Below are 11,752 nucleotides of genomic sequence, written 5' to 3'. Positions count from 1 at the left end.
AATCCTCCTTGGTTCTGTTGGAATCCGAGGCGCTCAAGGCCCCGGAATTAGGCGAACCATGGAGGGCAGTCGGCGGCCTGTAGCGTGCCGCATTTGCGCCTATGCGCTGGCGGCACCCCTGCCGGGATGGGACTCAGTTGGCGGCTCGCCGTGCCTTGGCGAAGCCGCGATCCGTTGCGATGAACCGCTCCAGCATCGGCACGATGAGCCTGACGGGATCGGCGACGGGCTGGCCGCTCTCGCGGGCCAGCACCTCGGCATAGGCGACCAGATCGCGGTGAAGCGGCGCGGGTAGCTCCACCGTCACCTTCACGGGCTTGTCGTCGGGAAGCGGGCCGAGTTTCAGCTTGGTCATGGTCAACCTCCTGCCGGCTCGAATACAAGGTCGCGGGTGACGATGATCCTGACCGGGAAGCCGGGCCGGATGGTGAGAGTCGGTGCGACCTGCAACTGGCGCTGCACGATCTGCTGGCCCGCCTGATTGACGGTATCCTGCGCCCCGTCGCGGATGGCTCGAACAAGCCGGTCCTCGTCGCTGGTCGCCAGCTCCGTGCCGACTGCGAGCAGCGTGGACAGCCCTGCGGCCTTCATCAGATCCCACCAGTGGTAATCCACGCCATCCTCAAGCCCGGCGTAACCGGAAGCGTCCGCGCCCGGCAGGCGCTCAAGGACGATGGAACGGCCGCCCGGCAGGATCAGGCGATTCCACACCAAGAGCACCCTGCGCTGGCCGAAGGTCACGCCGTCATCGTATTGACCGATGATGCGCGTTCCCTGCGGGATCAGGAGCAGCGACCCGGTCGGGCTGTCATAGACGTTCTCGGTCACTTGCGCCGTGATCTGGCCCGGCAGGTCCGAGCGGATGCCGGTGATGAGCGCGGCCGGAATCACGGCCCCGGCCTGAAGGATGTAGGGCGATGCCGGCGGCGCGACGCGATCCGGCGCGACAGTCTGCCGGTCCACGGGTCCGTTGAGGAAAGCCGCGTGCCGGTCCTGCGTCGCGGGCTGTCCGCCGAGGCCAAGACCGGCAAGGCTGGGCATGGCCGTCCCTGCCGGCGATCCCGTGCGCGGGCCGGACTGGAAGAACACATTGCTTAAGCGCGCGGCTTCTTCCTCGGCGCGGCGGCGTTCCTCGGCGGGATCGACGGCGGGCGTCGCCATCGTAGGCGGTGCGACGGGCTGCCCTCGGTTCTGCGCGTCGAGGATCGGACGGCCCAAATCTCCGGGCAGCGCGGGGCCGAGCACCGGCCCGCTATAGTCGCTTGGCAGACCGGCGAGGCCGTCCGCCGTGGGCCGGTTCTCGGTCGAGTAGAGTTCGCCGCCGTCCGGCCCTCCGTCGCGGGTCTGGAGCGCATAGATGAGTGCGCCGCCGATGCCGAGCAACGCAACCGCGCCGACGCCCGCCAGCATCTTGCGGGACAGGCGGGTGACGCGCGGCGGCTCGGCGCGCAGCCGCATGGGGGCTGCGGTTTCGGTGATGGTGTTGTCGGTCATGACGGGGAGCCTCCGGTCGCGCTGGCGGGCTGCGCGTCGGCGGCCTGCGTCGGGTTGGTGCGGACGATCCTGACGACCTGCTGGCGGCTGCCAGAGCCAAGGCGCAGCTCGGCCGCGCCGAACAGGCGGTCCACGATCAGGACGTTCTGGTGGACTCGGCTGTTGACGATCTGCGGTTCGCCATTCGTGCCGAGCACGAAGATCGGCGGCATCTCGCCCTGCACGATCCCGGCCGGGAAGACGACATAGACGCGGCGGCCATCGTCGAACACGGAGACGGGCCGCCATGGCGGGCTATCGCCCTGCACCTGCAAGGCATAGCGATAGTTCCGCGCCGCCTCGGCGGGGATGATCGGGGCTGTCGGAACGGTGCGGCGCTGGCCGGGCGTCGCGGGATAGGCCCAGGCGACGGCGGGCATGTAGAGTGATTCCCGGGCGCGCAGCTCGATCATGTAGGTGCGCCGGTCGGTGGTGACGACAAGGTTGGTGGCGATGTCGGGTCGCGTCGGCTTCACGAGGATATGGACGCGGCGGTTCGCGCCCGAACCGGATTCCGTGTCGCCGATGATCCAGCGGGCGGTGTCGCCCGCCGCGATTGGCCCCGCGCCGGTCAGGCTCTCGCCCGGCTCCAGCGCGATCGTCGTGATCTGCCCGACTGCGGCATAGACCTGATAGAGCGCGCCTTCCGACCACGGATATATCTGGATGGCGTTGTAGTAGCCTTCGCGGCGCGGCTCGACGCGGGCGGCTGCATTGGCGTTCTCGACGCGGCCGGTCGGCGTGCCGGCAGCCGTACCGCCCCGCGCCACGGTCCATGCCGGGGGCACATGCAGCGGCCGGGGCGTGTTGTCGACTGCTGCCGCCTGCACGGTCGGCAGCGGCGGAACGCTGGCGTCATAGCTGAATTGCGGCATCCGATTGGTGGCGCAGCCGGTCAAAGCGATTGCCACGACCGTCACAAAAATAGCATACGATAGCGGCTTTAGGATTAGTAGTGAGGAACTGACAGGATGGATACTGTCCCGACGATTGTTGCCCGGTATATCGACGCCTACAACACGATGAATGTTCAGGCGATGCTCGACTGCCTGTCGGGCGACGTTCGGTTTATCAACAGATCGAACGGAGAAGTGACGAACGAGACGCATGGGATTGAGGCATTTCGCGCGTTGGCGGAACAGGGTGTTGAATTGTTTGCGGAAAGAGAACAGACAATTCTCGACTGCATCGCCATTGAGGACCGTGCAGCGGTGCGCATCGGCTATCGCGCCAAGGTCAAGGCCGACCTGCCCAACGGCTGGAAGGCTGGGCAGAAGATCGAGATAGCGGGCACCTCGTTCTTCATGATCTCCAAGGGAAAGATCAGCGAGGTGATTGATGCAAGCTGACGTTTTCATTGGCTCATCTCCCGCGACCACGAAATTGCATTGACGTAGATTCCCAGCGGATTGGCGCGCAGGCGCTCGGCGTCGCGCGGCGGCTGGATGACGATAGTGAGGATGGCCGTCCATCGTTCCGTGGTGGAAAGCTGGCCGTTCTCGAAATGCCTTTCCGTCCACGCGACGCGGAAGCTGTTGGGCGAGGCCCGGATGACGCTGGACACCTCGACGGCGACCTGTTGGCGGCCGACCTTGGTGAAAGGGTCATTGGCGCGGGCGTAATCGTTCAATGCCGCCGCGCCGCGATCCGTGGTCCATTCATAGGCGCGAAGCCAGTTCTGGCGGACGATGATCGCGTCGGCCGGGATCGCGCGGACCTGTTCGATGAAGCGGCCGAGATGGAAAGCAATCTGCGGATCGGTCGGGCGATAGTCGGCATTGGCTGGCGCGACGGTCTGCGCCTGACCGAGATTGTCCACCTGCACGACCCAAGGCACCACGGTCCCACGCGCGGACTGCCAGACCAGCGCAGAGGCGAAGCCGGCCGAGAGGATCAGCGAGCCGAAGGCCATGAGCCGCCAGTTCCGCGCCTGCACGCGGGCCGAGCCGATACGCTCGTCCCACACTTGCGCGGCGCGCTGATAAGGCGTCTCGGGTTCCGGCGTCTTGCCGTAATGAGTTGCTGGTCGTTTGAAGATGCTCATGAGCGGTCACTTTCGGAAAGATTGATGGAGGAACCGGAGCCGTGGCTGTCGCCGGAGCGCACCGCATGGGCGGCCATGGTCGTGCCGTGGTTGAGGGCTTGCGAACGCTGCATGCGCTGCGCCCAGGCCGGAGGACCGGCGGATGGTGCCGGCGATGCGGGCGCAGCATCGCTCCCGCCGACCGTTCCCATGGTGGAGCTGCCGCCGCTTGCGCCGAATCCGGCCTTCGAACCTTCGGAGAAGCTGGATTTGACGGATTCGCTGGCCCGCGCGGCGGCGCGTTTGAGGGGTGAGATGGCGGCCGAACCTGCTGCGCGGCCGACGCCGCCGAGACCGGAGGCGACGCCTGCCGCGCCGGACTGGCCAAGCGATCCGACGCTATAGGCGGCGGTCGCCGCGCCCGCGGTGGCCGCGCCGCCGCGGACGGCCGCGGCCCCGCCGGACAGGGCAGCGGCACCACCTTTGGCGGCGAGCATGGCCCCGCCGCCAGCGGCGACGGCTGCACCTGCGACCGCAAGCCCGGTTCCCACGGCAGCACCCGCGCCGAGCTGCGGGCCGCCCGAAACGATGCCGTTTGCTATGCCGGGGCCGAAGATGCCGAGGCCGAGCAGCGACAGAGCTGCCAGCACAATCGCCATGGCGTCGTCGATGGTCGGGGTCGCCCCGCCGAAACCGGCCGTGAATTGCGAAAACAAGGTGCTGCCGATGCCGATGATGACGGCGAGCACCAGAACCTTGATGCCGGAGGACACCACGTTGCCCAAGACCTTCTCGGCCATGAAGGCGGTCTTGCCGAACAGGCCGAAGGGGATGAGGACGAAGCCGGCAAGCGTGGTCAGCTTGAACTCGATGAGGGTCACGAAAAGCTGGATGGCGAGGATGAAGAAGGCCAACACCACGAGCGCCCATGCGAACAGCAGGCACGCGATCTGGATGAAGTTCTCGAAGAAGGCGATCCAGCCCATCAGGTCGGAAATGGAGTCGAGCAGCGGGCGGCCGGCGTCGAGGCCGGTCTGCGCTACGCGGCCCGGCCGCGTCAGACCGGTGACAGAAAAGCCGGTGCCCGACGCCATGAGACCGAGGCCGGCGAAGCTCTCGAAGACGATCCGGGCGAGGTTGTTCCAATTGCCGATGATGTAGGCGAAGACGCCCACGAAAAGGGTCTTCTTCACCAGCCGAGCGATGATGTCGTCATCTGCGCCCCATGCCCAAAAGAGCGCGGCAAGCGTCACGTCGATGACGATCAGGGTGGTAGCGATGAAGGCGACTTCGCCAGACAACAGCCCGAACCCGCTGTCGATGTAGCGCGTGAATACGCCGAGGAAATTGTCGATGACGCCCGTGTTTCCCATGGTCAGCGCGCCTCGCTGCGGTCACGGCCGAGGAAGCGGTCGCGGGATTCAGCCCATGCGGCGAGGCAGTCGGTGTCGCTCGCCGCCGCCTCGCCGAGCTGCTGGCAACGGCGCAGGGTTTCGCGCAGGGGATCGGCCGGGGGCTGGAGGGCCGATGCCGGCCGTGACGCGGAAGGCTCGTCCTTCCGCGTCATGTCGATTGCGGTCACTGTCAAGGCAATCGCAACGAACACCACGGCCCCGAGCCGGACCAGCATCTTGCCGTCCATGGCGAGCCTCCCGGTCAGTTGTTGCCGTTGTTGAACATCTGCGCGTTACCCGGCTGATAGCCGCTGCCGGGCGTCAGGAAACGCTCGCGCTGGATGCGGCCCTGTTCGGCGGCGGTCGCGCGCTCGGCTTCGGTCAGCGCGTCGGCGCGGCCGTTCGCCGAGATGACCGCGATCAGGTCGGAAAGCTGCTGCGACTGGAGCGCGAGAAGCTGGTTGCCGGCCTGCGTGGCTTGCAGCGCGCCGGTCGCGCCTTGGCTCTGGCCGACCAGCGCGGCCATTTCGGCGCGGTTGCTGTCGATATTGCCGACCGCTCCCGCCTGCACGCGCATGGCGTCCTGCAAGCTGCCGACCGTGTTCTCCCACCGGCTGCGCGCATCGGCGACAAGCTGGGCGTCGGTCGTCGAAAGCGAGACGTTGCCGTATTGCTGTTGAAACGCTTGGTCGATCTGCCCGACCTCGAACGCGATGTTCTGCGCTTGGCTAAGAAGCTGCTGCGTCCGGCTCACGTTCTGCTGGAGCTGCTGGAGCGAGGAATATGGCAGGCTCGCCAGATTGCGGGCCTGATTGATGAGCATCTGCGCCTCGTTCTGGAGGCTGGTGATCTGGTTGTTGATCTGCTCCAGCGTGCGCGCGGCCGTAAGCAGGTTTTGCGCATAGTTGGTCGGGTCATAGACGATCCGGCCGAAACCGAATTGTGCATGGGCCGGGCTTGCCAGCATGGGCGACAGCGCGACGGGCACTGCGAGCGCCAGCGCGAGGGCCGAAGCCCCGACAAACTTGGGATAGGTCATGGAAGAATCTCCTGTGTGGGGTGGGTATCGAGCCGGGCCGGCGCGGCGGATTCCGGCCGGTCGGCAAGATTGGTGAGGTTGGGGATCAGGTCGGCCGCCCACTCGACGCCGCGCGCGCGTAGCCATGCGGCGAGGAAGCCGTCGCGGCCGTGTTCGGCGACGATCTGCGCAATGAGCGTCTGGTCGGATTTGGCGGATGCGGCGCAGAGCGCGAGGCCGATTTCGGACAGGCCAAGCTCGAACAGGCGATTGCCGCGCCTCGACTGGCAGTAGTAGTCGCGCTTGGGCGTGGCCCGTGCGAGGATTTCGATCTGCCGGTCATTCAACCCGAAACGCCGGTAAATCTCGGTAATCTGCGGCTCGATGGCGCGCTCGTTCGGCAGCAGAAGCCGCGTCGGGCAGCTCTCGATGATCGCGGGCGCGATGTTGCTGCCGTCAATGTCGGACAGGCTTTGCGTGGCGAAGATGACGCTGGCGTTCTTTTTGCGGAGCGTTTTCAGCCATTCGCGGAGCTGGCCGGCGAAACCCTCGTCGTCCAGCGCAAGCCAGCCTTCATCTATGATGAGAAGCGTCGGCCGCCCGTCGAGCCGGTCGCCGATGCGGTGGAACAGGTAGGACAGCACGGCCGGGGCCGCTCCAGTCCCGACAAGGCCCTCGATCTCGAACGCCTGCACATCCGCCGAGCCGAGATGTTCGGCTTCGGCGTCGAGCAGCCGGCCATAGGCACCGCCGACGCAGAACGGCCGGAGCGCCTGTTTCAGATCGTTGGATTGCAGCAGCACCGCAAGGCCGGTGATGGTGCGTTCCTCGACCGGGGCCGAGGCCAGCGAAGTCAGCGCCGTCCAAAGATACTCTTTGACCTCGGGCGTGATGGCGATGCCTTCCCGCATGAGGATGGCGGCGATCCAGTCCGCCGCCCATGCGCGTTCATAGGTGTCGTGGATGCGGGCGAGCGGCTGGAGCGAGACGGACGCCTCGGCCCCTTCTGTCAGCCCGCCACCAAGGTCGTGCCAGTCGCCGCCCATGGCGAGCGCGGCGGCGCGGATGCTGCCGCCGAAGTCGAAGGCGAAGACCTGCGATCCGGCGTAGCGCCGGAACTGCAAGGCCATAAGGGCGAGCAGCACGCTCTTGCCCGCGCCCGTGGGGCCGACGACAAGGGTGTGCCCTACGTCGCCGACATGCAAAGACAACCGGAACGGGGTTGAGCCTTCGGTCTTTCCAAAGAGCAGAGGGGGCGCACCGAAATGCTCGTCCCGTTCCGGCCCCGCCCACACCGCCGACAGCGGGATCATGTGGGCGAGATTCAATGTGCTGATGGGCGGCTGGCGGACATTGGCGTAGGCGTGTCCGGGCAGGCTGCCGAGCCATGCGTCAACCGCGTTGACGCTCTCGGGCATGGCGGTGAAGTCGCGCCCCTGAACGATCTTCTCGACCAGGCGCAGCTTCTCGTCGGCTAGGCGCGGGTCGGCATCCCATACGGTGACGGTGGCCGTGACATAGGCCATGCCCGCCACGTCCGCGCCGAGTTCCTGCAAGGCCATGTCGGCGTCGAGCGCCTTGTTGGCCGCGTCGGTGTCCACCAGCGCGGACGCCTCGTTGGTCATCACCTCTTTCAAGATCGCGGCGATGCTCTTGCGCTTCGCAAACCATTGGCGGCGGATGCGGGTCAGCAGCCGCGTCGCATCGGTCTTGTCGAGCAGGATCGCGCGCGTGCTCCACCTGTAGGGGAACGGCAGGCGGTTCATTTCGTCGAGCAGGCCCGGCGTCGTCGCGGTCGGGAATCCCACGATGGTCAGCACGCGCAGATGCTTGGTCCCAAGGCGCGGCTCCAGCCCGCCGGTCAAGGGCTGGTCGGCGAGCAGCGCATCGAGGTGCATGGGCACCTCGGGCACGCGCACGCGATGCCGGTTGGTCGAGATGGTGGAGTGGAGATAGGTCAGCGTCGCGCCATCATCCATCCAACGGCACTCGGGCATGAAGCCGTCGAGCAAAGCCAGCACGCGGTCGGTGCGGTCGATGAAGCCGCGCATCAGCTCCCACGGGTCCACGCCGGTTTTCTCGCGGCCCTCATAGAGCCATGTTTCGGCGCGGGCGGCTTCCTCGGCCGGGGGCAGCCAGAGGAAGGTGAGGAAATAGCCCGACACGAAATGCGTGCCTGCTTCCTCGAACCCGGCTTTGCGCTCGGCATCGACCAGCGCCGACGCCGCATCGGGAAAGGTGCTGTCGGGATAGGTCGCCGCCTCGCTGCGCTGTGCCTCGACGAAGATGCTCCAGCCGGAGCCGAGACGGCGCACGGCGTTGTTGATGCGGCCGGCGACGGCGACCAGCTCGGCCGCGACGGCGGAATCCAGATCGGGACCGCGAAACTTCGCGGTCCTCTGAAAACTGCCGTCCTTGTTCAAGACGACGCCGGAGCCGACCAGTGCGGCCCATGGCAGATAGTCGGCGAGTCGGGTGGCGGTGCTGCGGTATTCGGCAAGGTTCATCATGGCCGCGCCCTCACACCGCCAGATGGCCGGGGATGCGCAGATGCCTACGCCCGACCTCGACGAATTGGGGATCGCGCTTCGCCGCCCATACGGCTGCGAAATGGCCGATTGCCCAAATGGCGATGCCGACCAGCCAGAGGCGCAAACCGAGGCCCACGGCTCCGGCCAGCGTTCCGTTCATGATGGCGATGGAGCGCGGTGCGCCGCCGAGCAAAATATGCTCGGTCAGCGCCCGATGGACCGGGACCGTGAAGCCCGGCACCGCGTCGAGCTGTTCGAGGCCGCCCGCCATCAAACGAGCGCCCCGCCGCCGAACGAGAAGAAAGACAGGAAGAAGCTCGATGCGGCGAACGCGATGGACAGGCCGAAAACGATCTGGATCAGGCGACGGAAGCCGCCGCTGGTATCGCCGAACGCGAGGGTCAGGCCCGTCACGATGATGATGATGACGGCGATGATCTTGGCGACCGGCCCCTCGATGGACTGGAGGATTTGCTGCAAGGGCTGTTCCCACGGCATCGACGAACCGGACGCATGGGCGGCCGGGGCGAGCATGAGGCTGATGACAAGGGCAGATGCGGCGGTCGCGGCGAAGCGATAGCCGCGCGTAAGGGTGCGGATCATGAAGATTCTCCTGTGCTGGTGGGGATTGCCGAAGGGATGGGATGCGTGATGCGGTAGTCGCCGTCCGGCCCCAGCCCCTCGACGCGGGCAAGCTCGGCCAGCCGGCGCGCGGAACCGCGCCCGGAAAGGACGGCAACAAGGTCGATAGTCTCGGCGATCAGCGCACGCGGGACCGTGACGACAGCCTCTTGGATGAGCTGTTCAAGGCGACGAAGCGCGCCGATGCCGGTGCCGGCGTGAATGGTGCCGATCCCGCCGGGATGGCCCGTGCCCCATGCTTTGAGCAGGTCGAGGGCTTCCGATCCGCGCACCTCCCCAATCGGGATGCGGTCGGGGCGCAGGCGCAGCGAGGACCGCACAAGGTCCGACAGGCTGGCGACGCCATCCTTGGTGCGCAGCGCCACCAGATTGGGCGCGGCACATTGCAGCTCGCGGGTGTCTTCGATGATGACGACACGATCCGCGCCCTTGGCGACCTCCGCCAAAAGGGCATTGGTGAGCGTGGTCTTGCCGGTGGAAGTGCCGCCCGCCACCAAGATATTGGCGCGGGATGCGACGGCTTCGCGCAGCGTTTCCGCCTGATCGGCAGACATGATGCCGGCGGCCACATAGTCGTCGAGCGTGAACACCGCGACGGCAGGTTTACGGATGGCGAAGGCCGGCGCGGCGACCACGGGCGGCAAAAGGCCCTCGAACCGCTCCCCGCTCTCGGGCAGTTCGGCCGAGACGCGGGGGCTGCGGGCATGAACCTCCGCGCCGACATGATGCGCGACTAGCCGAACGATGCGTTCGCCATCGGCGGCGGACAGGCGTTCGCCCGTGTCGGAAAGCCCTTCGGATAGCCGGTCCACCCAAAGGCGACCATCCGGGTTCAGCATCACCTCGACCACGGCCGGGTCTTCGAGCAGCCGGGCAATGGCGGGGCCGAGCGCGGTGCGCAACATGCGCGCGCCGCGCTGGATCGCTTCCTGTCTGTGGTGGTTGGTGGTCATGTCGGCCCCGGCTTCTGGCGGGGCGCAACAGGCGGTCCCCGGATCGGGGTCGATTAAGAAAGCCCGGAATTGGGCCGGTTCAACAAGTATCTAAGCGGCGGCGGCAATCGGCGGCCATCGGCGGTAAATAGGACGGGTCCGAATACTTATTCTTGATCGCCGTTGCTCTCGGATTCGTCCGGCAACGGATCGTCGGGAAGTGAGTCGAGGTCGCGCGACAGCTCTTTGAGGAACCTGTCGCCGGTCGCCAGACGCCGGCCGAGATTCTGCTGCCTTTCCACCTCTCCTTTTTGCTACCGAAGTTGCGATCAGGCTTGTCGCACGTTATTGATGGTCATGCCCTATGTTAAAAATGACGACGTTCTCGTGAGGTATGAGACGTTTGGTGATGAAACGAACCTGCCTCTTGTCCTGATCTTTGGCATCAGCATGACCTGTGAGGACTGGTTAGAACTTGGCTACATCTCAGGATTGGCTAAGGAATTTCATGTCGTATGTGTCGAACCTCGCGGGCACGGGCTAAGCACATGCCCCACGAATTCGTCCTCTTACGCATTGCCCAAAATGGCTTCTGACATTGAAACGGTAATCAACACCCTAGATCTAGTAAATCCATTAGTCTGGGGATACTCGCTCGGCGCAAAAATAGCGCTCGCTGCCGCCGTTCAAAATCCAGAGGCTTATCGAGGATTGATTCTTGGGGGGTTCGAGCTTCACTCTGAAGTCGATTTGGCGACAGATATGGTTGCCGAAACATTTTCCAGTGGAGCACAAGCTTGGCTTGCTGTTTGGATGCAAATGTTCGATGTGCCGGACGGCATGGCCACCCGTCTTGCTCGCGTCAACACCAACGCACTTCATGCATTACGCACCGCTGAAGCTGAATGGCCGCCCTTGGGTGCGGCTTCTGAGTCGTTCACTGCGCCAGTTTTACTTTATGCAGGCGAAAAGTGCTTTTTTCGGAATGCAACAGCCGCCGCCGTCGCACATTTCCCATCAGCACGGTATCTCGAACGCCCTGGGCGAAATCACTTTGATCTGATGCCTGATAGCGCGTGGATAACCGGAGAGGTAGTTCAGCAATTCGGAAGCTCTAGATAACATTGATGCGTTGACGGAGAGAAGTAGGCGAACCTAGCGCCGCGCATAGCGACTATAGTCGGTGCAATAATCTTCATCAGCGCTCCTGCGTTGGATGATTGTTCAACCCCGGAAGACCTTCTTCAGGCCCAACATCTCTCGTAATCTCCTTCAAGAACCTGTCGCCCGTCGCCAGACGCCGGCCGAGATTCTGCATGAATCCTTCAAACCGTTCCGCACCTTTCGCGCGGGCAGCAGATTGCGCGGCTCCTGAAAGCGGCGGCGTGATGGTCATCCAGAAATGGATGAACTGCGCGACCGTCTCGCCGAGGACGGCGAGATCTAGGTCGAGCGTGTCGATCTGGCGGCCGAGTTTATCCAAGCGGCGAGACATGGCGGCTTCAAGCTGGTCGTCGGCATCGCCGGACAGGTAGGACATGACCGCCGCCTCCACGATGGCGGATTTCGAGACATTGCGGCGCAGCGCCGCCGAGCGGCGCAGCGCCATCGCCTCGATCTGCGGGATGAGCGCTGGGTCGAAATAGAGATTCAGGCGGGTGCGTGTGGTCATAGGCGTG

Annotated in this window: 15 protein-coding genes; 2 read left to right on the top strand and 13 right to left on the bottom strand. The window is 65.3% G+C overall.

From position 1 onward, the window contains the following. Positions 1 to 133 precede the first annotated feature (133 nt). The 3 genes from PE061_RS06355 to trbG are packed head-to-tail and all read right to left on the bottom strand — an operon-like array spanning position 134 to position 2,408. Positions 134 to 355: a DUF2274 domain-containing protein gene (locus PE061_RS06355; RefSeq protein ID WP_271258280.1), complete on the bottom strand. Its 222-nt coding sequence runs from the start codon at positions 353 to 355 to the stop codon at positions 134 to 136. 2 nt (positions 356 to 357) lie between these two features. After that, positions 358 to 1,458 carry a TrbI/VirB10 family protein gene (locus tag PE061_RS06350; protein WP_420794392.1) on the bottom strand — a complete coding sequence of 367 codons (1,101 nt, stop codon included), beginning with the start codon at positions 1,456 to 1,458 and terminating at the stop codon, positions 358 to 360. Between the two features lie 32 nt (positions 1,459 to 1,490). Continuing rightward, positions 1,491 to 2,408: a P-type conjugative transfer protein TrbG gene (gene trbG, locus PE061_RS06345; protein WP_271259138.1), complete on the bottom strand. Its 918-nt coding sequence runs from the start codon at positions 2,406 to 2,408 to the stop codon at positions 1,491 to 1,493. A 96-nt stretch (positions 2,409 to 2,504) separates the two neighbouring features. Here trbG and PE061_RS06340 point away from each other — a divergent pair, with 96 nt between their 5' ends. Further along, complete coding sequence (locus PE061_RS06340; protein ID WP_029074878.1) at positions 2,505 to 2,882, top strand: nuclear transport factor 2 family protein; 378 nt, start codon at positions 2,505 to 2,507, stop codon at positions 2,880 to 2,882. A 5-nt stretch (positions 2,883 to 2,887) separates the two neighbouring features. Here PE061_RS06340 and trbF read toward each other — a convergent pair whose 3' ends face one another. The 9 genes from trbF to PE061_RS06295 all read right to left on the bottom strand — a co-directional run bounded on the left by trbF (position 2,888) and on the right by PE061_RS06295 (position 10,375). Then, positions 2,888 to 3,577: a conjugal transfer protein TrbF gene (gene trbF, locus PE061_RS06335; protein ID WP_031623919.1), complete on the bottom strand. Its 690-nt coding sequence runs from the start codon at positions 3,575 to 3,577 to the stop codon at positions 2,888 to 2,890. Next, complete coding sequence (gene trbL / locus PE061_RS06330) at positions 3,574 to 4,929, bottom strand: P-type conjugative transfer protein TrbL (protein ID WP_029074256.1); 1,356 nt, start codon at positions 4,927 to 4,929, stop codon at positions 3,574 to 3,576. The genes trbF and trbL overlap by 4 nt, the downstream gene beginning before the upstream one ends. A gap of 2 nt (positions 4,930 to 4,931) precedes the next feature. After that, on the bottom strand, positions 4,932 to 5,198 hold the full coding sequence (gene trbK-alt / locus PE061_RS06325; RefSeq protein WP_031623918.1) for a putative entry exclusion protein TrbK-alt: 267 nt from the start codon (positions 5,196 to 5,198) through the stop codon (positions 4,932 to 4,934). A gap of 14 nt (positions 5,199 to 5,212) precedes the next feature. After that, complete coding sequence (gene trbJ, locus PE061_RS06320) at positions 5,213 to 5,989, bottom strand: P-type conjugative transfer protein TrbJ (RefSeq protein WP_271258278.1); 777 nt, start codon at positions 5,987 to 5,989, stop codon at positions 5,213 to 5,215. Continuing rightward, positions 5,986 to 8,478: a conjugal transfer protein TrbE gene (gene trbE / locus PE061_RS06315; protein WP_271258277.1), complete on the bottom strand. Its 2,493-nt coding sequence runs from the start codon at positions 8,476 to 8,478 to the stop codon at positions 5,986 to 5,988. The genes trbJ and trbE overlap by 4 nt, the downstream gene beginning before the upstream one ends. A 10-nt stretch (positions 8,479 to 8,488) precedes the next feature. Continuing rightward, positions 8,489 to 8,770, bottom strand: coding sequence for a VirB3 family type IV secretion system protein (locus PE061_RS06310; protein WP_271258276.1), 282 nt, complete (start codon positions 8,768 to 8,770; stop codon positions 8,489 to 8,491). Then, on the bottom strand, positions 8,770 to 9,102 hold the full coding sequence (locus PE061_RS06305) for a TrbC/VirB2 family protein (RefSeq protein ID WP_271258275.1): 333 nt from the start codon (positions 9,100 to 9,102) through the stop codon (positions 8,770 to 8,772). The genes PE061_RS06310 and PE061_RS06305 overlap by 1 nt, the downstream gene beginning before the upstream one ends. Beyond that, entirely contained in the window at positions 9,099 to 10,094 is a 996-nt protein-coding gene (gene trbB, locus PE061_RS06300) for a P-type conjugative transfer ATPase TrbB (protein WP_271258274.1), read from the bottom strand. The genes PE061_RS06305 and trbB overlap by 4 nt, the downstream gene beginning before the upstream one ends. 146 nt (positions 10,095 to 10,240) lie before the next feature. Further along, complete coding sequence (locus tag PE061_RS06295) at positions 10,241 to 10,375, bottom strand: hypothetical protein (protein WP_255302509.1); 135 nt, start codon at positions 10,373 to 10,375, stop codon at positions 10,241 to 10,243. A gap of 85 nt (positions 10,376 to 10,460) precedes the next feature. Between PE061_RS06295 and PE061_RS06290 the strand changes: the two genes are divergently transcribed. Further along, complete coding sequence (locus PE061_RS06290; protein ID WP_271258273.1) at positions 10,461 to 11,195, top strand: alpha/beta fold hydrolase; 735 nt, start codon at positions 10,461 to 10,463, stop codon at positions 11,193 to 11,195. A gap of 76 nt (positions 11,196 to 11,271) precedes the next feature. Here the strand turns inward: PE061_RS06290 and PE061_RS06285 are convergent, their stop codons facing one another. Further along, entirely contained in the window at positions 11,272 to 11,745 is a 474-nt protein-coding gene (locus PE061_RS06285; protein ID WP_029074263.1) for a hypothetical protein, read from the bottom strand. Positions 11,746 to 11,752: the final 7 nt, after the last annotated feature.

The organism is Sphingosinicella microcystinivorans, from assembly GCF_027941835.1.
Taxonomy (GTDB): Bacteria; Pseudomonadota; Alphaproteobacteria; order Sphingomonadales; family Sphingomonadaceae; genus Sphingosinicella.
Note: the sequence above shows the minus strand (reverse complement) of the source record. Positions and strands in the feature narration are given on the sequence as shown.